This is a genomic window from Moorena sp. SIO3E8 (assembly GCF_010692445.1).
GTDB lineage: Bacteria > Cyanobacteriota > Cyanobacteriia > Cyanobacteriales > Coleofasciculaceae > Moorena > Moorena bouillonii.
Genome location: NZ_JAAHHM010000097.1, coordinates 1 through 21,453, shown reverse-complemented (window position 1 = coordinate 21,453; position 21,453 = coordinate 1). Strand labels below are relative to the sequence as shown.

The following is a 21,453-nucleotide window of genomic DNA, read 5'->3' as shown; positions in this document are numbered from 1 at the left end:
CTTAAATGCTGGGCAAGTCAGCACAACAGTCTTAAAAAAAAACACCAATAAAACAGAGCGGCAGGGTTTGAATTACCGCAAGAAAAGTTGAGCCATTGAGCGCGATAGGTTATGAGTAATAGTTTTAATTCACATCAAATAAGGCTCCACTTTTCAAGGTTTTTTCTCCACTCAGGTTTACACTAGCCTTTTTTCAAGGCAAGGATGATACCTGCGATCGCACTACCGGATTTCATCCCATTACCCTAACATCGCTTTCTCATCCCCACCGAACCATTTTAATTTATAAATTAATATACGGGTTTCTTAGGCTACTCCGTAAACCCTGAGCATCGAAGTCACTGGGAACTTTGCTTGTTTGTATCATCTTCCGGAGCTTTCCTCTCAGCTGACTAAGACTTAAGTCATTGCGCCATACCTCTATAAATAGCCTGAGCAATTTCCTTACCCATGTCTGTGGGATTGTGGGTTTTAGTTAAGTTTAAATTCACGGGTACAGTGGGAATATTGGTACTATTTTGCCAATTTCGAGGTAGTCCCTTCACCTTAAGCAAACGGGATAATTCTGCTTCCACCGCTGCTTGTAAGCGTACCCGTTCTAGTCTATTCAGGTCAATTCCTTCTATGCTTAGCTCTGGGATTTTAATGGTAATGTTCATCTAGGGAGTAGGGAGTAGGGAAAGGCAAGAGGCAAGAGGCAAGAGGCAAAAGGCAAGAGTTAATCAACTCTAGAGGTATTTTGGGTTATGTAAAAAACGGTAATCAATAAATACTAGATATAACTCTGCCCAATTATATAAATTTAATTATTTACTGACCCTAATTTCAGCACTTTAGCTATCCTTACTTATACTAACTCTGTCAAAACGATATAAGTGTAGACTTAATTATCCCAAATAATTACCGTTTTTTACCTTGCCGAAAATTCCGATTCCCGATTCCCGATTCCCGATTCCCGATTCCCGATTCCCGATTCCCGATTCCCGATTCCCGATTCCCGATTCCCGATTCCCTGTTACCTCAAATTTATACTAATCATGATTCGATTATTTTAATAATTAACAAATATTAATTTTTTTGCAAATAAATTGCACATTATTTATTTATATGTTTAAATAGTTAATGAACACTAAGCTACTCAATTTAAGGCGATGTACAAAAATTTCATTGTTTCACCTTTACCGAATCAATCTAGTGAAATAATTCTTCCAGGTTCCCATGGGTTTTATCCCTACCAAGAACCAATTAAACATACCTTGACTGGTTCTAAGCGGGCGATTTACATTACGATCAGGAATTTGCAGACTCTGGGCTATGCAACAGTTAGCGAGTGGAGTCCACTCCAACGGACTTACAATCCTGGGGAATACATTTGTATTTTGGAGCGCAATTTGATTCTGGATTAAGCTCATAACCTAGCTGGGGGGTCTTCCCCCTAGTTCTACAGTTAAAAATAGTTTAAGAATAGTTTATTGCTTGTGTACTATTCCTTGCTATGGGGGGTCAGAGCCACAGAGGGGTTTAGCCTAAATTCCTCATAAACTAGAATTAATGAGTAGATGCTACATCGCCTTAAATTGCTTTACGTTTGTAGTCATCGCCTTGAATTGGTTTACGTTTGTAGTCGTGGAAGTATTTTCCACGGCTATTTTTTTTGGTCTTGACTAGTAAGCTATCAGCTATCAGCTATCAGTTATCAGTGATCAGTGATCAGGATTCAGCTTATGTGCTACGCACACGCGTGCGCGTTCAGCTTTTGAATCAAACAGGTAACCATTTTTTTATATGAGTTACGTCTGCATGATAGCTGACGGCTGACCACTGACGGCTGACCGCTGACCGCTGACCGCTGACTGGTCTTGACTGTGGAAGCTGCTGTGGATAGTGTGGATAGTATTCTGGTCAAGCATGGGTTAATGGCAGGAAAATAATTCACGGTATCTCAGTGCTGCAATGTTCTGGTTGCGATCGCGTTTGCAAGAATTAGCCCAAGAATTAGCTGGAGATGAGTCGGTAGACCCAGAAGCGATCAAGCAAGGGGAAGCTGCCATGGCAGAAGCGGAAGCCAATCATCCCCGACCTGCGCTGAAATATCTTAGTGAATGCTTTAACTTATCCTTGTTTGAAGAAAAGATTTTACTCCTGTGTGTGGCCATGGAGCAACTTCCTGGTAAATATTTTCTCGGATATACTTGACATTTACCGACAAACTGTATTTATCTGTATTTGTAGTCAATACAAATAGCGATGGATGGATCAGTCAATTACGTCCCGCCCCGAGTCGCCTCAACAAGACTTGGGGTCAGCACCAGGACACAAGAGATGTGGCTTGAAGAAGGGAAAATCCAAGGAATTAAGACACCTGGAGGACTTTGACGATACGACTTGGACTCAGTCGTCTCTATTCCAACAACAAAAACTGGCAAAGACGAAAGATCTACCATTTTGTATGCCAGAGTTTCAAGCCGCTCTCAAAAAGCCGATCTTGAGCAACAAGTACAGTTTCTCAAGTCTCGTTACCCAGAAGCAGAGATTATCAAAGACATCGGGAGCGGGCTTAACTTCAGAAGAAAAGGTCTTCAATCCTTATTGGACAGAGTTCTCGGCGGTACTTGCAAGTATATTGTCGTTGCCCACAAAGATAGGCTTTGCCGCTTTGGGTTCGATCTTATCTCATGGCTGTGCTGTAAATTCAAAACTAAAATACTGGTTCTCGACGAAAAGAACCTCAGCCCAGAGCAAGAAATGGTTGAAGATGTTCTTGCGGTCATCCACGTCTTCAGCTGTAGGTTGTACGGACTCAGAAAGTACAAAAATAAAATCATTGAAGACAACGACTTACCGCGTATATCCAAGTAAAGAACTTGAGAGTATATGGAAGAAATGGGTTTCCGCTACTAGAAAAGTATATAACATATCGATTGAGCAGCTAAACAAAAACCAAGGGTACATAAAGGTAGGTAAGAAGGGAGGGAAGCATGGTTTTAGGACTTGGTTGAAAAAGTCTGGACTTATCCCTGAGTGGTGCAAAAATCTTAATGTATCTAAAATACTTGATAATGCTTCAATGGAGGCATATACAGCCTGGAAAGAGACAGCCAAACAGCCCTTATTTATTGGTTTTGGCAAAAAACGAAAACCAAATCTACAAGCTGGATTAAAAATAGCCAAATTTCGTAGTGTGCGGAATCAGAAGCAAACAATCCAGTTTGATCCCACAGCTTACAAGGCTGGCAGATGGATGGTATCTACTACCAAACATTTACCAAAGCCTGAGTTTAAGGGTCACGATCACTGCGTATTGACAGATGGGTCTACAGAGCTTACTTATAACAAAGGAAGGTGGTTTGCTCATTTTCCAGTTGAGTTTGAGACTGAGCCTACTCACACTCAAAAGGTTATAGCTTTGGATCCTGGAGTTAGGACATTCATGACTGGGTTTGACGGAGGCCAGTTTTTAGAATTTGGGATTAATGACTTTCAGAGAATAGCTAAACTTTGCTCTTATCTAGATAAATTAAAGAGCAAACATGATAGTTTGAAAGGGCATTATAACAAGCCTCGACGCTATCGATTGAAGATAGCTATGGAAAAAGTTAGGACTAAGATAAAAAACCTAAGGACTGAAATCCACAAACAAGTAGCTTCCTATTTAGCCAGAAATTACGACGTAATTATTCTTCCTACCTTTGAGACCTCGCAAATGGTCGTAAAGAAGAAGCGAAAGTTAAAAAGCAAGACAGCCAGGGCTATGATGACCTGGGCGTTCTATCAGTTTTCTCAGATTTTAGAACATTTGTGTAACCGGTATGGTTCCAATTTGGTGAGAATAACAGAAGAATATACTTCATTGACTTGCACAAAGTGTGGGCATGTTCATAGAAAACTTGGTAGCTCTAAGAACTTTAAATGCCCAAAATGTGGTTACGAGATCGATAGAGATTTCAATGGAGCCGTCGGGATTTTCCTGAAGGCGATGTGGGATACCACCTTCCTTGACAGTTTCGGGGATGTAGTACTCAGCTTATCTGACTCCGCAGACGTACTAAACGTCCAGGATGTCGCGATTTGTCCGGGTTAAAAGTATCAGTTAGATCCTCTTGCCCACCCTACAAGACTTCCTACACTCTCTCGAACATTAAAGGGGTAGGGTGGGCAAATTCTGATTATTTGACCAGATCAGCAGTGATCATGTCCATTTGCCCACCAAATAATATCAAGCGATCACCTAAGCAACAGCAAAATCTGTGTATTGTCGCATTTTTGGCTCATGAAATGCTAAGACAATATCCTCTTTGGGAACTCCAACACGGACAAGGTCGGTAGCAATTCCTTCTTCTGTCCAGTCTTCCTCAATCCAAAATTTCCCTTCTCGAAGACGCACATAAACGGTCATTCCCGTAATTATTTCTCCATTTTGCCATCCTAAATTCATCCAAATATAGTGACCATTTGCTTCATCCGCAATCAGAAAATTATCAATCGCCTCCTGAGAACGTTTTTGACATAATTCGATATAGTCATTTAATAGTTGTTTAATAATTTTGGGGTATTGGGCTAATTTATCCATTGTCTTACCTCTTCTAATTCAGTATCTACAAGAATTAAGGTAAGTTTAGAGGATATCTGAAAAGTTTTTTGATACTGAATTTTGCCCCCCTAGCCCCCCAATTCTGGGGGGAACAAGAATCTATTTGCTGGTAAAAGTCCCCCAAGCGAGGGATTGCTCGCTTGGGGGATTTAGGGGGCTTAGGTGTAGCAAATTAGACTTCTCAGACAACCTCTGATGTCTAATGACGATTAATTGAATCACATCTTGAGTAAAAAAGTTTTTGTAGGCAATGCTACTAATAGCTAGATAAAGTTTTCGTTCAGGTGCAGTTTCATCCAGAAGATAGCGATAGATATCGTATTGACCAAGAGCTTTTTTTAAATCTTGCCATTTTGATGTACCGACAAAGCTTTTGACTTCAACCACAAGTTTTTGTTCATTTCGTTGAACCGCAATCGGGCCTTCAGCCCCTAGATCGGCATAGAGTTTTGTTTTTCTATATTCAATAATATAGGGTCGTCAGTGATTATCCATCCATCTTTAATCAGTGCATTTTTCACAGCCTTATGAATCATATCTAGTTTCGGCATGATCAATGGAAGTAAAGTATAAACTTTTGATAAAAGCTGATCGCATTTTAATCTTAGCTCAACAACACACCATGATAAAATTAGGGTGTGTTAGCTCCCCAGTTGAGGCAAGCAATCCCAACAAATACTTACTGAAAAAAAAGGGGATGGTGTTGGGTTTTACTCTCCCATAGAATCGATCAGTTTTATCAAAACTATTGATTCGCTCAACCCAACCTACAAGATTAGCGATCGCACTACTCCCTACTGCCTACTCCCTACTCCCTACTCCCTTTGCTATAGATTACAAACAAGTTTAAAACCTATGGACAACAACACTAAACAAATTTACAATTATACAGTTATTTTGTAAAAAGAATCAGAGGGAGGTTATCACGCTTTTTGTCGGATCCTAAAAGGTTGTCATTCTCAAGGGGATTATTTTGAAGAGGGAATCGAGAATATTACAGAAGCTATTGAGTTATATATTGAAAGTTTAAAGGCTGATAATCAGGCAATCTAGCGAGAAGATTTAATTGTGAAGCCATTAAGTATCTTGGCATGAGTAATTTTACCAGTATCAAACCTAAAGCGATCGCATTTAGAGAAGGGTTTGGTGGGCAAATAATGAGAATTTGACCATTCCAACAGTTATAGTATCCATTTGCCCACCCGACAAGATTAGCGTACGCACTTATTGAACCTCCCCACCCGTCGCAGGGATGGGGATTCCCAGGCACAGCCGTGGGCGACTGTTATCGACCTGGGCGTGACTTTCCCGCGCACCGAACTCGCCCCGCGTGGCCTATGGCCAGGGTAGCTGAGTAGGGTCTTTTGCCCTGTTTTTTTGAGACCCTTACTTTTTATATTAACACTATTTGAGACGGAATATTCATCCCCGACCTAATTCGACGGGGTATTCTTTTCCCTCTCAAACTCTCCCACTCTGATAAAATTCCCCAAACTCCCCATCACCCCATCTCCCCATCACCCCATCTCCCCATCACCCCATCTCCCCATCACCCACTCACCGTTAGCTTCTGGGTCGAGTAAAAAACAGGAGGTGTAACTGTCCGATTCACCAGTAAGCTGTCAACTCCATCCACCCGCAAGCGCACCCAGTAATCCCCAGCAGCAATACCGGTGATATCAAAGACGAGGCTATTGGTCTTCTGGTCTGGTGATGGGTCAGAAGAAGTAGTGGTCACTGATGGCAAAAATTCCGACAAGGGTAACAATTCGCGTCCGCCTAACAAAAACCCTACCTGTTGTCCTAGGATCACTGATGAAGTGTCTGGCTTCCCTAACCATACCGGTGGATTACAGGTCAAGGTCAACTGCTGCTGGTTTCCGGTAGTTGTAGATATAGTCATCTCCTCGATGATCTTAGGCGCTAGGGAAAAGGAGAGAGCATTAGTCACTTGTTGCTTGCCATTGCGCTTAACCCTAACTGTTACTGTATAAAACCCAGCCAACCATTGATTAGCGTCAACAGGAAGCTCAACTTCTAGAGTGGTAGCTGTACTCCTTTTTAGCTAATTAATCAATAATGTGTCAAATTCCCACAGGAAAAAATTATGCGAACGCATTAGGGAGTAGGGAGTAGGGAGTAGGGAGTAGGGAGTAGGGAGTAGGGAAATCAGAAGACGAACAGGTAAATGCGATTGACCGTTCGCGAAGCATTGGGCTTTGCCCGTGCATGTCAAGCTTCGCGATTGGCCGTAGGCCACGCGGGGCGCGTTCGCTTTTCCTAATTGAGTAATCAATCCCTGGTCAACTGTACTTTCACAATGGGAAACTAGGTGAGTCAATCAAGTCTGACATCGTCCCAAGCTGGGTATCGTTGATCATATAGCCATTGGCAGCAGATGATTTAACAAGGAAAATTCGACAACCTTAACCTTAATTGGCAATAACCAATAGCTTAGGTTAAAAGCCGACTCCCGACTCCCGACTCCCGACTCCCGACTCCCGACTCCCTATTCCCTATTCACTGTTCCCTGTTCCCTTTCCTATATGTCTATTGTTATTGTCGAAAACCTCAGCAAAATCTACCCAGTAGCAATCAAACAACCAGGACTAAAAGGTACCTTAAACCATTTCTTCCGCCGTACCTACCGTTCAGTCAAAGCTGTACAAGACGTTTCCTTTGAAATTGGCTTTGGAGAAGTAGTCGGATTCTTAGGGCCCAATGGTGCTGGCAAAACCACTACTCTCAAGATGCTCACTGGACTGATTCATCCGTCTCAGGGTCGAGTCAGAGTTGTGGATTACATTCCCAAACGACGTCAACCAGGCTTTTTGAAAAAAATTACCCTAGTTATGGGGCAGAAGCAACAGTTGCTTTGGGACTTACCAGCCCTAGATTCCCTGAGAATCAATGCCGCTGTCTATGGTATTTCTGATCAAGACTATAGGTATAGAGTTGGGGAACTGACCGAGATGCTGTCCCTAGAAGGGAAACTGACTCAGCCAGTACGAAAACTCTCCCTAGGAGAGCGCATGAAAGCCGAACTACTAGCAGCATTGCTACACCAACCCCAAGTCCTATTTTTAGATGAACCTACCTTAGGATTAGATGTCAATGCTCAATTGGCCGTACGGGATTTCTTGCGGGAGTACAACCAACGCACAGGAGCAACAATACTCTTAACCAGTCACTACATGGCTGATATCACTGCTCTTTGCCAACGGGTGCTATTAATCCATGAAGGTCGGCTGATTTACGATGGCTCTCTAGATGGATTACTTGAGCGCTTTGCTCCCTATCGTGAGGTCACCGTAGAACTTGCCCAGCCCTTACCTGAGGTAAAGACTAGTCAGGATATGTTTTTACAGCGCTATGGTGAACTCAAAGAAGTAGATGGTCACCACGTGCGTTTGCTAGTGCGTCGGGAAGTGCTTACCGAGACTGTGGCTCGGATTCTGGCTGAGCTGGAGGTAATAGATTTAAGCGTAACTGACCCTCCCATTGAAGAAGTTATTGGTCGTGTTTTCCAGGCAGGAGTAGTAGAGTGAACTGTTGCGAACGCGCCCCGCGTAGGCAAAGCCTAATCCCCATTAGGATTTTTCAGATTTCTCAAATCACATTATTGATAATTCCGAGATTATTGATAATGGAGGCAGCTTATTGAGATTTATCCAGCAGATTTCAGGTTTGTGATACTATCAAAAAAACTTTTATCTGTAGTTTGTGATACGAATTTAGATGAGCTTCCCCTGATTGAGCAATACCAACTGTCAACCTATAGTTTTCATAAAAAACTGTCCTAAAAGGATTGAGACTAATAACTTTTTATTTTAGCTAAATTTATGTTTAGAGCTAATCCTGAGAAGAATTCCTATCAAGATGTCTCAACTAACGACTTAGCAGCTTCAACTTACTCTAAGGTTGAAGTCAGACCCGCGAAGATAGGACAGGGAGTCTTTGCAGTCCGAGACATTGCTGCAGGTGAACCGCTACTTGAGTTTACCGGACCCATCATCAATTTTGATCAGAGTGTTGCCAAAGGAGAAAAGATGGGAAATGTTCTCCAAATTGACCATGATGCGTATATCGATATCGATATGATTCCAGAGTCACCAGCACCTTACGTAAATCATTCGTGCAATCCGAATGCAGGCATCATCGGAGATCGAATATTAATTGCATTGAGACAAATCACTGCAGGTGAAGAGATATTCTTTGACTATTCGACTACCATGGACGAGGATTTTTGGACAATGAAGTGCTTATGTGGTACTCAGGATTGTAGAGGAACGGTGACTGACTTCAAGTACCTTCCTTCCGAAACTAAACAGCTCTATTTGAAGTTAGGTATAGTTCAAAAATTTATTGTGAATAGTCTTAATAAAGACTAATTTAATTAGTCTTTATGAAAAGTCAAATTAAGCTTATTTTTTGATATTAAATTGAGTAATTTATCCCCTAAAACTAAATTTAGTTTAAATAACAATGTTGCATCATGACCATTAAAATCGCTTTGTTAATTCAGTAATAGGCTAGGGTTTATTGGCTACTGAACCTATTATGAATTGCTGGAAATGTGGAGAGATACTGATATAGTAATATCGGAGGTATTAAAGCTAATAAAAAGTTATTTTTAACCTGAAATATCACCCTATACCCAGCACCCCAGCTCCGTTTCATGCCCATTCACCTGACAATTTATTCCAAATAATGAAACAGCCCTGCCTACTCCCTACTCCATAATCCCTACTCCCTACTCCCTACTCCCTACTCCCTACTAAAAATAAATGAAGCGCGTCCTAAAAATCATAACAACCTTCCTCAGTGTTTATTACGCCCATATGATGGAGTATCGGGCAGAAATATTTTTTTGGGTACTGTCGAATCTGTTACCTCTGATTCTAATGGGGATTTGGACCAAGGCATCCCAAGAAGCAGAATTTGGTCTGAATTCTATAGAATTTGCCCGTTACTTTATCTCAGTGTTTTTTATCCGCCAGTTCAACTTGGTATGGGTGATTTTCGAATTTCAAGAACAAGTGTTGCAAGGGAAGCTTTCCCCACGATTACTACAGCCAATTGATCCAGTGTGGCATCAGGTAGCCGCTCACTTAGCAGAACGATTTATCCGTATGCCGTTTAACCTAGGGCTAATCGGTTTGTTTTTCCTGCTGTATCCCGAAGCAGCTTGGGTACCGAATCTTGGCAATTTGTTACTCGGTTGCCTGGTGGTGGCAATGAGCTTTGCCCTACGCTTTTTGATGCAGTATACCTTTGCCATGTTCGCCTTTTGGACAGAACGGGCTAGTGCTATTGAAGAATTATCATTTTTGCTCTACTTATTTCTTTCTGGGTTAATTGCTCCGTTGGAAGTCTTTCCTCCTTTGGTAAGGGAAATTGCCCAGTGGACACCCTTTCCTTATCTGATTCATTTCCCAGCAGCACTGTTGATTGGTTTACCTGTGAATGTGGTAGGGGGAATATTGGTGATTCTAGGTTGGAGTTTGATATTTTTCCTAGTCAACCGCTGGTTATGGCGTAAAGGGTTAAAGCATTACTCTGGCATGGGAGCTTGATCGTAATGGAAGTGTGGGAAGTGTGGGAAGCGTGGAAAGTGTGGGGAGATAGGGAGATAGGGAGATAGGGAGATGGGGAGTCAGATCAGGGACTGCATATTAAATTTACCTGATAAGGATTAATGTCCCTGATAAGTATGATTAACGCTATATATTCGACCAATCCAAAGTATAAAATTACATGATGATTCAGTTCTGGGGTATCAGCTATCAGCTATTCATGATTCAGGGACTCTTTTTATTGATCAGGCGTTGGATTGCCTTAGCAGACAGCTGAGGTGCTTATAGCTGATAGCTTACACAATTACAAGACTCGAGCAACGCTCTAGCAACGAATGACCCTAAAACGTTTGCCCCCAAATAATCCCCCTAATTTACCTGAACCACGTCACTTTAACGGGCCAATGCTATGGTTGGCCATGGTTTTGGCGTCTGTTGTCATTCATCTATGCTTCTTGTCGATACTGTATATGCTCTTGATGGGGCGCTTGGAAAGTTCGCCACCCAGTCAGGATTTGATTGCCATCGATCTGATTCCTATCATTCCGGAAGACATAGCTGAGCAAGAGACATCACCAGAAGACCCATCAACAGCTCTAACTAGTCCTAGGTCAGATAGGAATTTTAATCACCAAACTGTCTCTAACTCTACCATTGATGTCACTGAGCCTGACTTAGAGCGAACACCAACAGAGGAAAGCTTACCCGTTAAAGAGCTAGCACTGCCAACATCTTATGAATTAACTATACCTGTACCCGCACCTGAACCAACAACTCCGATCACTCCTGTTAAGCCTATTCCAGTCATCCAAAGGCCGCTACCTTTACCCTTACCTCTGCCACCACCGATTCAGCCACCGGCTTCCAGCATCCTAGAAGAGTCGGCATCAAAAGATACCTTTCTGGCTAAGATGAGTCAATTTGGTCTGACTAATCCCAATCGGGATATTCCAGACCAATTGGCTCTACCGCTACCAGCTAACAAAACCGAATTTTCCGCTGAGGAGCTGAATTTGACAGGTATTGATTTATCGGAAGAGTTAGTGTTGAAGGTGGTGGTGTTAATTGATTCCAATGGTAAACCGGAACTGCTAGCGGACTATATTCAAGTGCAGCAAGGCAATATTAGTATTGATCAGGCTCAGCAACTCGCTCAGCAGGTGATTCGCCATTGGCTGTTTGCCCCTACTTACATGGCAGGTCAACCAGTTGTCCAAGCTTATCGCTTCCAACTCACCATTAGTCAAGAGGCAAGAGGCAATGGGCAATAGGCATGCTAGCAAGAGGCAAGAGGCATGCTAGCAAGAGGCAAGAGGCAAGAGGCAAGAGGCAAGAGGCATGCTAGCAAGAGGCAAGAGGCAAGAGGCAAGAGGCAAGAGGCCATAGGCAATAGTCCTGATTTTTGATCTAAGAGCTGATTTGTAAACTCGCACTAAACCTTGTAGGATAAGGCTTGCGCTAAACTAGAACAATTGAACTATTTAATAACTAAAAGACAATCATAGCAAGGCTTTCAAGCTTATTAATATTTACTTTACAAATTAGCTCTAAAAAAGGTGGCATTTTGATTTTGTTATGTTATGATGCTAAAAGTACTGGAAACAGTGCGGATGTAGTTTAGTGGTAAAACCTCAGCCTTCCAAGCTGATGATGGGGGTTCGATTCCCCCCATCCGCTCTTAGTATACAAGTTGTATATATTATTAAAGGTTTAATGTGTTCGCATAAGCGCGGAAGCTGAGGCCGTAGGCCACGCTTTGCGAACGCTTCATCGCGTAGCGGCTCTGTTGGCGTAGCGGCTCTGTTCGCGTAGCGTGGCCTTTGGCCTTAAGAGCATCGCACTGGACTCGACAGGTGGTGCGTTACGGGGCAGACTATGTCAACCCTGGCCAAGAGGCAAAAAATTAGAGACTTTCCGCCCCTAACGCACCCTACGGCTAGGCGATCGCATGAGTCTTAATTCTCCATTCTTAATTCTCCATTCTTAATTCTTAATTCTTAATTCTTAATTCTTAATTCTCCAGCTAATTGGGAGGCTGGATTTCACTGCAAACTTCGTAGAACGATGTCGTGGGAGCTTTGGTAAACAAGTGAGACATTTGGTTTAAGATCGCCTCATAGGCTTCACTTTGATTATCTTCCATGTCCGCTATACTTTCCCAAAATATCACAGCAATCCCTCTATCGGTTCCAGGTTCTTGCAGTAGGTAAGCGCCTTTGAACCCTTGGATATAGGTAGATACAGCTTTCTCGTAAAGATCCTGAGCTTCTTGAAATTTGCCTGGCTTGAATTCACCAACGGCAACATAAGCATACTTATGCTTCAGAAAATCTAGAAATTCTGTCAACTTTCCCTCCCCTCTGATTTTCTGGGTTGATTTCCGATCATAACAGCTAATGGTTGAGCTGCACAGATACCAATATCTGCATCTTTGTAAGCATTCAGCAGTCAGCAGTCAGTGGTCAGCTTAACTCAGATTAAACCAATGCTGACCTGTTTTCTAAATGGAGCGCGGTCTTGGGGATTTCCCTCAAGACCGCGCTCCATAACTTATTCAAAAGCACCAATCAGTACCGTGGCACAGGCTTCGACACTGTGATCCATAAGCTAATAGCTGATCGCTGATCGCTGATCGCTTACGTGTCAAGACTCTACTCTACACTCGACATTGAAATTGAATTCCTCGGCACTACCACCAATGCCAATGCCAGTTTCAAATATCTCGGCATTAGTTAAGGTCATGTTGTTCATGACAGCTCCAGACACATCGGTGTCGTAAAGCTTGGCCGCTGTTAAATTCACTTGGTTGAGATTAGCGCAGTTTAAACTAGCGTTGGTAACAAAGGCTTGGGTTAAGTTAGCCCCGTTTAAGTTGGCACCAGTCAGGTCAGCACCTTCTAGGTTGGCTTCGATTAAGATTGCTCCTTGCAGGTTAGCATTCCTCAAGTCAGCCCCTAGTAGATGTGCACCCGATAGATCCGCTCCTTTTAAATTACACCCTGGACATTCACCAGTTGAGAGCAACTGTTGCACCTGGTCTGGGTTTTCAGCTACTGCTGAACCAGTAAAGAACAGGGAAGCGAGTAAGGTTAGCGTTGCCAAAATATTGAATTTCATTTTTGGCCTCCCTAGAAGGAAAATTATCAGTATGTATTGCTTTATCCCACTTTTATGATAACCCATTAGTTGTCCGGGATTATACTGATGATTTGTTAAGGTTAGTTATGGAATTATTCCCTAAATTGGTTAGGTTGTTAAGAAAAGATAAATAATTGTTAAGGTTAAGGGATTAAGGTGGTAAGGGATTAAGCGATTCGGCAAAGCCGACGCTTCGCGAACGCATCCCAGCTATTGTTATAGCAGAAGTCAGAAGTCAGAAGTCAGCCGTCAGCTTATTTTATTCAAAAGCACCGATTGCGCTACTTGAGGTGCTGCGCGAACAGTAGCACCTCAAGTAGCGCATAGGCTGATAGCTGAAGGTGTGGGGTGTGGGGTTTGGGGTTTGGGGTGTGGGGGATAAGAAAGCGATGCAGCGCGGTCTTGGGGAGCCAGTGCGGTCTTGGGGGTTCCCCCCATGAGCAACTGGCGTGGTTTCCCCCGCAGGTCGGCGCTGCATCGCTTGTTCGTTGTTTTCCTTTTCCTCTCCCTCTGGGTCGTCCCATGTTTTACCCAAATGTAAAAAACCTACCCCTGTGAGGATCCCCCCATCTCCCCATCTCCCCATCTCCCCATCTCCCCATCTCCCCATCTCCCTATCTCCCCATCTCCCTATCCAAGCAATCTACTCTCTTTGAATGCAACTCGGTATCAATCCCGTTAATATCCCGGTGGAGGTTGAAAGCCTCCGGTGATTTGGGTCAATGTCTCAGCAATTGCGATCAGTCTCATATCACTCCCCCGTCTTCCGACCACTTGCACACCAATGGGTAAGCCTTTCTGGGACTGGCTAAGGGGTAGGACTATGACTGGGTTACCACCTAAGTTAAACAGTGTGGTGTAAGCACCAATAGCTTTCAGATAAGGAAACTGCTTACCATCTATCTCAATTGGTTCCCCTGATGGGCGATGGGTAAATGCTGCTATTGGAACCACAGGACACAACCAAACATCCCAATCAGATAAGAAGCCTTCTAGATCAGTAATTATACGATCGCGTTTATGAAGAGCATGTTCATACTGTTGTTGATTGATCTCGGATAAACCAAATTCAAATTTGAGAATCTCGCTATAGGTTTCCCTTGCTACAGTAACGTCCAAATTCGGTGGGTTATGTTCCTCAATGCAACACCCTAAATTTTCCAGAGATAATGCCAATTTCTCTAAGCATCTCTTGGTTTCTGTTGATGCTGGAATATCACCAAAACCTGTTGTCCAAGCGTAGCGGTATGCCCGTAAATTCTCTAGTTTAAACTGCTCTGTCGGTATAGGAAGTAACCAATTTTGTTGGGGATCGAGTCCTTGAATTAAGGATAAACACAAGCGCAAGTCTTCGACACAGCGAGCCAGAGGTCCTATGGTTTGTAAGTGTCGGATGGTTTTTGGCTTTCCTGGTAGCTCTGGAATATGTCCAAAGGTTGAAACACGATGCTCCGTAGGCTTAAGGCCAAATACACCACAAAAATGTCCAGGAACACGGATAGAACCGCCAAGGTCACTACCTAGTTCCAAAGGCGATAACCCAGCAGCTACGGCGGCTGCACCACCCCCAGTACTACCACCGCTGGTATAGTCCAGATTCCAGGGATTATTTGTTCTCCCAAATAGGGGACTATTGGTTTGAAAATCTGCCGTCAGTTTTGGTGTATTGGTCTTTCCGAGAAGAATTGCTCCCGCTGCACGGAGTCTAGCCACAACGGTAGCGTCTTGAGTTGGGACGTAATTAGCTAAAGGTTCGTAGCTACTGGTAGTCCGTAATCCCTTAGTTTCTAAGCTGTCCTTAATGGTTATGGGTACTCCATGTAACCTACCCCAAATTTCCCCTCGTCCTAAAGCTTCGTCAGCTTTTTTGGCTCGTTGATAGGCATTTTCTACATCTAAGGTAATAATGGCGTTTAGTTTAGAATTGTGCAGAGCAATATGCTCAAGATGAGCGTCTAACACTTCCACCGATGAGACAGTGCGATCGCGAATTGCTTTTGCTAATTCAGAAGCCGTTAAAAATACTAAGTGACTCATTATAGATTGTAATCAGAGGCTGCAGTTAGGCCAGATCCAACCACTGAAGGGAATACTCACTTTATCTCCCCACGTGTACTAAAGGGATTAGAGTATCAGACTCCCATGAGCAGATTTTATGCCGAAGCGACCTATATGAGTCGCCGCACTGAGCCGGACAGTCTTGACTTTACCTTGGGTGATTCCCATGAAATGCCACTTCCAGGTTTTGTAGAAGCCTTACAGCGTTCGAGTATACCGCAAAATCCAGGTTGGTATGGCTACAAGGGAAATATTCCGGAATCACGGCAGGCTGTATCCGCTGCTCTTCAGGATAAACGGGGAATTTCCATATTGCCGGAAGATATTTTTATGACCAATGGTACAGTAGTTGGTCTAGCAATTTGTCTGCACATCCTGGCTGGGGATGGAGATGAGGTAATTCTTCTGACTCCACCCTGGTTAGGTTATCGGCGTATGGTTCATCTTACTGGTGCAGTGCCGGTGGGTGTGCCTGTGGATACCAACACCTTTGATATGGACCTCGATGCGATCGCATCTGCGATTACAGAACGCACTCGGGCAATAATCGTCAATTCACCCCATAATCCCACAGGTAAGATTTTCTCAGCAACAACCCTCGAGGGTTTGGCTGCTATACTCACCGATGCCTCTAGACGTTATGGTAAGCCCATTTACCTAATTTCTGATGAAACCTTCAGCCGGATTGTGTTTGATCACCAGCCTTGTCCTAGCCCTACCCAGTTTTACCCATTTTCTTTCTTGGTATATGGTTACAGCAAGACCTTCATGGCTCCTGGTCAACGCATAGGGTATATTGCTTTACCATCCACTATGCCCAATCGGCAAGAAATCAGGCGAGTGATTGGCATCTTACAACAAAGTTCTTTTGGTTGGTGTTATCCTAGTGTATTAATGCAGTATGCCCTAGGGGACCTGGAGCAACTAAACCTGAATATCGAGCATTTACAAAAAAAGCGAGATTGGATGGTCAAAGCACTGCGGGACATCGGTTACAAGCTCCGCACCCCTGATGCAACATTCTTTCTATTGGTGCGCTCCCCTTGGCAAGATGACTGTGCTTTTGCCGAGTTACTGGCCAGTCACGGCGTCTTTGTATTACCTGGAACGCCACAGGAAATACCAGGTTATTTCCGCATCTCCCTGACTGCCAGCGAAGAGATGATTTCCAGTGCCCTGCCCAAATTCCAAGCTGCGATCGCATCTATTGATACTGCCCAGTCGTTGTGATGGGTATTGTATAGCGCTACCCTTAGCGTCACAAGTCACAAGTAATAAGTAGTCGGACAAAAGTAAAATTAACTGTTGAAATAGGGAGCAGGGACTTCGGAGCAGGGACTTCGGAGCAGAGGGGCTTTTGGCAACTTTACACAAGTTAATACAGCGATGCAGCTTGTAGGGTGGGCAAAAAGCGATGCAGCGCGGTCTTGGGGGTTTCCCCCATGAGCGACTGCATCAAGACACAGTTTGCTTGTTTTAAGTACTCACGAAATGATGACTTTGCCCACCCTACTGAAATAATCATAAAACTGCGAGAAACGCTAGTATTTTATACTTTTTTTGAAGGCAATAACTACAACTGGAAAACCCACTAATATTGCTATAGCTAGATCTATAGCGTTGATCATAGCTATGAGGTACACATTATTTTTCGCCTATTGCTAGCATGCCTATTGCCTATTGCCTGCTCCGAAGTCCCTGCTCCGAAGTCCCTGCTCCCTACTCCCTGTTATTGTGAATTTTAAGTAAAGTTTTTTTAAAGGTTTGTTAAAGCAAAAATGAAGACCTTAATCCTGCTGGTGCTAGGGGGAATATAAGGTTTTTTTGTGAATTTTTAGTTAACTCTTTAAAAAGAGTTTTTAAATCAAGAAACCTGAAATATATTTTTTGATTTAATTAAAAAATTCGCTAGCTTATTGATTAACATGAAACCTCGGATTTCCCGACTGGTGCCAGCAAGTAGCGTTGTGCTGTATTCTCTACTAGCTGCAACTACGGCATTAGGGCAAATTACCCCAGATAATACCCTAGGGGATGAAAGCTCTGTAGTAACCAATCTGAATATTAACGGGATTGTAATAGATTTAATTGAAGGTGGGGCGATTAGAGACAGTAATCTCTTCCACAGCTTCTCGGATTTCAATGTGGCGGAGTTCGGGCGAGTTTATTTTGCGAATCCTGCTGGAGTTGCCAACATCCTGAGTCGGGTAACGGGAGGTAATGTTTCCAATATTTTGGGAACCCTAGGCGTGTTGGGTAATGCTAATTTATTTGTGATCAATCCCAATGGTATTGTCTTCGGTCCCAATAGCAGACTGGATGTGGGAGGTTCATTTTTTGGGAGTACTGCTGATAGTGTGTTGTTTGACGATGGCACAGTATTCAGCACTAAAAATCCCAATGAAAAACCGTTGTTGACCATTAATATTCCATCTGGGTTGCAATATGGTTCCAATCCCGGAAGTATTACTAATCAGTCTTTTTTTGGGCTTCGGGTACCAAATGGTCAAACATTGGGCTTGATTGGTGGTGAGGTGACTATTCCTAATGGCGCTCTATTCGCATTGGATGGACGGATTGAGCTGGGGGGTGTTGGTGCTAATGGTGTGGTTAACCTGACCCCAACGGATACGAGTTTTGTGTTGGATTATTCGGGAGTTCAAGGGTTTCAGGATATTAGTTTGTCGGAATTTGCTTTTGTCAATACCAGTGGGGAAAGTGGTGGCAGTATCCAGGTGCGGGGGGCTAATGTGAGTTTACGCGATCGCTCTTTTGTTTTTGCGGATACCCTGGGAAATCAGAATGGCGGTGGGATAGTGGTTGAGGCTTCTCAGTTGAGTCTTGAGGGTGGTTCTAGGATAACGGCGACTGTATTCGGCTCAGGACAGGGGGGAGATTTGACAGTGGATGCCTCTGAATCTGTGCGAATGGTTGGTGTATCTGCTGATGGTACTCCCAGCGCTTTGGCAGCCCAAGTTTTTCCAGAAGTAACAGGAAATGGGGGAGATATCAGTATTACCACTGGGGAGTTAATGCTCAAAGATGGAGCACTTGTTTCAGCTAGCACCTTCGGTGAAGGGGATGGGGGAAATTTGACTGTCAATGCCGACTCGACTGTTCAACTGATTGGTCACTCAGCCAATAATCGATTTTTCAGCGGCTTGTTTACTCAAACTTTTGGGACAGGAAATGCCGGAGATTTAAATATTACCACTGGGAAGTTAATCGTCTCTGATGGAGCATCGGTTTCAGCTAGCACAAGCGGTGAAGGGAACGGGGGAAACTTGAGTGTGGATGCCTCCTATAGGGTTCAAGTGATTGGTACGACAGCCGATGGTAATTTTCCCAGTGCCTTGTCTACTCAAACTAATCCAGGCTCAACAGGAAATGGTGGAAATTTGAGTATTACTACTGGGCAGTTAATGGTCTCTGATGGAGCAGTTGTTTCCGTTAACACTTTTGGTGAAGGGGATGGGGGCAATTTGAGTGTCAATGCCTCCTCTACGGTTCAAGTGATTGGTACCTCAGCCGATGGTCTGTTTTCCGGCTTGTTTGCTAGAACTGAAGGCAAAGGAAATGGGGGAGATATCAGTATTACCACTAGTCAGTTAATGGCCTCTGATGGAGCAGTTGTTTCAGCTGACACTTTTGGTGAAGGGAACGGGGGCAATTTGAGTGTCAATGCCTCCTCTACGGTTCAAGTGATTGGTACCTCAGCCGATGGTCTGTTTCACAGCGCCTTGTCTGCTGGAACTGAAGGGAAAGGAAATGGGGGAGATGTCAGTATTACCACTGGTCAGTTAACAGTTTCTGAGGGAGCAGTTGTTTCCGTTAGCACTTTTGGTGAAGGGGATAGCGGAAATTTGAGTGTGAATGCCTCCTCTACGGTTAAACTTAGCAGCGACTTGTTTGCTCAAGCTAATCGAGGCTCAAAAGGAAATGCGGGAAATTTGAGTATTACCACTAGGCAGTTAATTGTCAAAGATGGAGCACAAGTTTCAACTGGCACTTTTGGTGAAGGGGACAGCGGAGATTTGACTGTAAATGCCTCCTCTACTGTTCAACTCATTGGTACTGGTACCTCAGCAGATGGTCAGTTTGCCAGCGGCTTGTTTACTCGAACTCTAGGGATAGGAAATGCAGGAGAGTTGAATATTACTACTGGGCAGTTAATGGTCTCTGAAGGAGCAGTTGTTTCAGCTAGCACTTTTGGTGAAGGGGACGGGGGAGATTTGACTGTTAATGCCAACTCTACTGTTAAAGTGATTGGTACCTCAGCAGATGGTAGGCTTGTCAGCGGCTTGTCTACTCAAGCTAATTCAAGAGCAACAGGAAATGCAGGAGATTTAACTATTGCCACTGGGGAGTTAATAGTCTCTGATGGAGCACAAGTTTCAGCTGGCACTTCGGGTGAAGGGGACGGTGGAGATTTGACTGTTAATGCTTCTGAATCTGTTCAACTTAGCAGCGACTTGTCTACTCAAACTCAAGGAACAGGAAATGCAGGAGATTTAACTATTGCCACTGGGGAGTTAATAGTCTCTGATGGAGCACAAGTTTCAGCTAGCACTTTGGGTGAAGGGGACGGGGGAAACTTGAGTGTCAATGCTTCTGAATCTGTTCAACTCATTGGTACTGGTACCTCAGCCGATGGTGAGTTTGCCAGCGGCTTGTTTATTCGAGCTAATCGAGAAGCAACAGGAAATGCCGGAAAGTTTTTGAATATTACCACTGACAAGTTAATAATCTCTGATGGAGCAGAAGTTAGTGCTAGAAGTTTTGAAGAGAGAACTTCAGCAGGGGAAGTAAATATTAATGCTAACTCCATCTTCCTTGACAACAATGGAATCATCACAGCACAAACAGCAGGAGGAGACAAAAGCAAGATTAGGCTGGAAGCTGGTGACATCCGACTCCTCAACGAAAGCAAGATTATAACTGACGCTCAGAATACAACCATTGGGGGCAATATATTTATTAATACTGATACCCTAGTCGGTCTAGGAAATAGCGACATCACCGCCAATGCTGACCAAGGCCCAGGAGGTCGTGTTGAGATTAATGCCAAAGGCATCTTTGGTTTAGAGTTTCGAGATGACCTCACTCCAGACAATGACATAACTTCTACTTCCAAGCGTGGTTCATCCTTCAACGGTGACGTAATCCTCAACATCTCCCAGGTAGACCCGACCTCAGGCTTAAACGAATTGCCAGGAATCCTGGTGGATGCAGAAGCTATCCTGGCCAATGACCTTTGTGGCTTTGAGAATGATCGGATTGCTGGCGGGAGTTCCTTTATTATTACCGGCAAAGGCGGTTTACCACCAACTCCAGAGGATCCAGTGATTAATGCCCACAGAACAGTCAGGTGGCGAACTCGTCCCAGGTTACCCAGCACCAGACAACCATTACAAGCGCAACCGTCAGTGAAACCCCGTCAAGACAAAAAAGTGATTATCGAAGCCCAAGGCTGGGTAGTAGCAAAGGATGGCACCATTATTCTGACAGCGCAACCGTTTCAGGGGACTCCTGTGGAGCAGATATTTCCCAATCTTGATTGTCATGCGGGAAGAGGGAATAGGGAACAGGGAACAGGGAATAGGGAGTAGGGAGTAGGGAGTAGGGAGTAGGGAGTAGGGAAGAGTAATATATAGCGTTTCTCGCAGTTATTGAGGTACGCTGCTCAACCTCAAAGTCCCCCTTATTAAGGATAATGGGGGATCAATTTGTCCCTTATGGGATATAGAATTGCTATTAAATTTTTATTTAAGTTGTGAACATTCTCTCTTAAAGAAAGGCAAGAGGCAAGAGGCAAGAGTTAATCAACTATTATTACTGTTCCCGATTCCCGATTCCCGATTCCCGATTCCCGATTCCCGATTCCCAATTCCCGATTCCCGATTCCCGATTCCCGATTCCCGATTCCCAATTCCCGATTCCCGATTCCCGATTCCCGATTCCCGATTCCCGATTCCCAATTCCCGATTCCCGATTCCCGATTCGCGATTCCCAATTGAAGAGCACACGTCTGAACTCCCGTCCCCTGAAGTTTTCCCTCCCGACTGCCGTCTTCCTCTTGAAAACACACAA

19 protein-coding genes, 1 tRNA gene and 3 pseudogenes are annotated in these 21,453 nt (G+C 43.8%); 13 read left to right on the top strand and 10 right to left on the bottom strand.

Annotation, left to right across the window (positions count from 1 at the left end):
- Window positions 1-404: 404 nt before the first annotated feature.
- A complete protein-coding gene (locus F6K46_RS28465) occupies window positions 405-659 on the bottom strand; it encodes a hypothetical protein (protein WP_075902663.1) in 255 nt (84 codons plus the stop codon).
- Between the two features lie 492 nt (window positions 660-1,151).
- On the opposite strand from F6K46_RS28465, the gene F6K46_RS28460 reads away from it, so the two are divergent.
- The 4 genes and pseudogenes from F6K46_RS28460 to F6K46_RS28445 all read left to right on the top strand — a co-directional run bounded on the left by F6K46_RS28460 (window position 1,152) and on the right by F6K46_RS28445 (window position 4,081).
- Complete coding sequence (locus F6K46_RS28460; protein ID WP_070391310.1) at window positions 1,152-1,406, top strand: hypothetical protein; 255 nt, start codon at window positions 1,152-1,154, stop codon at window positions 1,404-1,406.
- 556 nt (window positions 1,407-1,962) lie between these two features.
- Window positions 1,963-2,196 carry a hypothetical protein gene (locus F6K46_RS28455; protein WP_293063434.1) on the top strand — a complete coding sequence of 78 codons (234 nt, stop codon included), beginning with the start codon at window positions 1,963-1,965 and terminating at the stop codon, window positions 2,194-2,196.
- A 51-nt stretch (window positions 2,197-2,247) separates the two neighbouring features.
- A pseudogene (locus F6K46_RS28450) lies at window positions 2,248-2,859 on the top strand (IS607 family transposase).
- Window positions 2,756-4,081 carry a transposase gene (locus tag F6K46_RS28445; RefSeq protein WP_293063432.1) on the top strand — a complete coding sequence of 442 codons (1,326 nt, stop codon included), beginning with the start codon at window positions 2,756-2,758 and terminating at the stop codon, window positions 4,079-4,081. The pseudogene F6K46_RS28450 and the gene F6K46_RS28445 overlap by 104 nt, the downstream one beginning before the upstream one ends.
- Before the next feature lie 147 nt (window positions 4,082-4,228).
- Here the strand turns inward: F6K46_RS28445 and F6K46_RS28440 are convergent, their stop codons facing one another.
- Window positions 4,229-4,570, bottom strand: a complete 342-nt coding sequence (locus F6K46_RS28440) for a XisI protein (protein ID WP_075902659.1) — start codon at window positions 4,568-4,570, stop codon at window positions 4,229-4,231.
- A gap of 120 nt (window positions 4,571-4,690) precedes the next feature.
- Window positions 4,691-5,127: pseudogene (locus F6K46_RS28435) on the bottom strand (element excision factor XisH family protein).
- 403 nt (window positions 5,128-5,530) lie between these two features.
- Between F6K46_RS28435 and F6K46_RS28430 the strand changes: the two are divergent.
- Window positions 5,531-5,644, top strand: a complete 114-nt coding sequence (locus F6K46_RS28430) for a type II toxin-antitoxin system HicB family antitoxin (protein ID WP_293063445.1) — start codon at window positions 5,531-5,533, stop codon at window positions 5,642-5,644.
- A gap of 496 nt (window positions 5,645-6,140) precedes the next feature.
- On the opposite strand, the gene F6K46_RS28425 is transcribed toward F6K46_RS28430, so the two are convergent.
- Together F6K46_RS28425 and F6K46_RS28420 are read right to left on the bottom strand one after the other, a co-directional pair.
- The gene (locus F6K46_RS28425) at window positions 6,141-6,542 is read right to left on the bottom strand and encodes a hypothetical protein (protein ID WP_293117580.1); all 402 of its coding nucleotides are present in this window, start codon (window positions 6,540-6,542) and stop codon (window positions 6,141-6,143) included.
- 114 nt (window positions 6,543-6,656) lie between these two features.
- Window positions 6,657-6,851 carry a hypothetical protein gene (locus F6K46_RS28420; protein WP_293031237.1) on the bottom strand — a complete coding sequence of 65 codons (195 nt, stop codon included), beginning with the start codon at window positions 6,849-6,851 and terminating at the stop codon, window positions 6,657-6,659.
- A gap of 286 nt (window positions 6,852-7,137) precedes the next feature.
- On the opposite strand from F6K46_RS28420, the gene F6K46_RS28415 reads away from it, so the two are divergent.
- The 5 genes from F6K46_RS28415 (at window position 7,138) to F6K46_RS28395 (ending at window position 11,844) form a co-directional block, all read left to right on the top strand.
- Window positions 7,138-8,139 (top strand): ATP-binding cassette domain-containing protein, encoded by a 1,002-nt coding sequence (locus F6K46_RS28415; RefSeq protein ID WP_070391314.1) that lies wholly within the window; start codon window positions 7,138-7,140, stop codon window positions 8,137-8,139.
- Between the two features lie 294 nt (window positions 8,140-8,433).
- Window positions 8,434-8,982, top strand: a complete 549-nt coding sequence (locus tag F6K46_RS28410; protein WP_293063426.1) for an SET domain-containing protein-lysine N-methyltransferase — start codon at window positions 8,434-8,436, stop codon at window positions 8,980-8,982.
- 396 nt (window positions 8,983-9,378) lie between these two features.
- A complete protein-coding gene (locus F6K46_RS28405) occupies window positions 9,379-10,167 on the top strand; it encodes an ABC-2 family transporter protein (protein WP_293063424.1) in 789 nt (262 codons plus the stop codon).
- A gap of 335 nt (window positions 10,168-10,502) precedes the next feature.
- Window positions 10,503-11,438, top strand: coding sequence for a hypothetical protein (locus F6K46_RS28400; RefSeq protein WP_143727771.1), 936 nt, complete (start codon window positions 10,503-10,505; stop codon window positions 11,436-11,438).
- 335 nt (window positions 11,439-11,773) lie between these two features.
- A tRNA-Gly gene (locus tag F6K46_RS28395) sits at window positions 11,774-11,844 on the top strand.
- A gap of 346 nt (window positions 11,845-12,190) precedes the next feature.
- Here the strand turns inward: F6K46_RS28395 and F6K46_RS28390 are convergent.
- From F6K46_RS28390 to F6K46_RS28375, 4 genes are all read right to left on the bottom strand, one after another.
- Entirely contained in the window at window positions 12,191-12,514 is a 324-nt protein-coding gene (locus F6K46_RS28390; protein WP_293063422.1) for an antibiotic biosynthesis monooxygenase, read from the bottom strand.
- A gap of 296 nt (window positions 12,515-12,810) precedes the next feature.
- Window positions 12,811-13,284: a pentapeptide repeat-containing protein gene (locus tag F6K46_RS28385; protein WP_070391320.1), complete on the bottom strand. Its 474-nt coding sequence runs from the start codon at window positions 13,282-13,284 to the stop codon at window positions 12,811-12,813.
- 280 nt (window positions 13,285-13,564) lie between these two features.
- On the bottom strand, window positions 13,565-13,915 hold the full coding sequence (locus F6K46_RS28380; protein WP_293063419.1) for a hypothetical protein: 351 nt from the start codon (window positions 13,913-13,915) through the stop codon (window positions 13,565-13,567).
- A 68-nt stretch (window positions 13,916-13,983) separates the two neighbouring features.
- On the bottom strand, window positions 13,984-15,342 hold the full coding sequence (locus tag F6K46_RS28375) for an amidase (RefSeq protein ID WP_293063417.1): 1,359 nt from the start codon (window positions 15,340-15,342) through the stop codon (window positions 13,984-13,986).
- Window positions 15,343-15,447: 105 nt separating this feature from the next.
- Between F6K46_RS28375 and F6K46_RS28370 the strand changes: the two genes are divergently transcribed.
- The gene (locus F6K46_RS28370) at window positions 15,448-16,593 is read left to right on the top strand and encodes an aminotransferase class I/II-fold pyridoxal phosphate-dependent enzyme (RefSeq protein WP_293063415.1); all 1,146 of its coding nucleotides are present in this window, start codon (window positions 15,448-15,450) and stop codon (window positions 16,591-16,593) included.
- Window positions 16,594-16,738: 145 nt separating this feature from the next.
- Here F6K46_RS28370 and F6K46_RS28365 read toward each other — a convergent pair whose 3' ends face one another.
- Window positions 16,739-16,888 (bottom strand): hypothetical protein, encoded by a 150-nt coding sequence (locus F6K46_RS28365; RefSeq protein WP_293063413.1) that lies wholly within the window; start codon window positions 16,886-16,888, stop codon window positions 16,739-16,741.
- 400 nt (window positions 16,889-17,288) lie between these two features.
- Between F6K46_RS28365 and F6K46_RS28360 the strand changes: the two genes are divergently transcribed.
- Both F6K46_RS28360 and F6K46_RS28355 read left to right on the top strand, forming a co-directional pair.
- On the top strand, window positions 17,289-20,972 hold the full coding sequence (locus tag F6K46_RS28360) for a filamentous hemagglutinin N-terminal domain-containing protein (protein ID WP_293063411.1): 3,684 nt from the start codon (window positions 17,289-17,291) through the stop codon (window positions 20,970-20,972).
- Between the two features lie 139 nt (window positions 20,973-21,111).
- Window positions 21,112-21,453 (top strand): annotated as a pseudogene (locus F6K46_RS28355) (hypothetical protein); the annotation flags it as partial.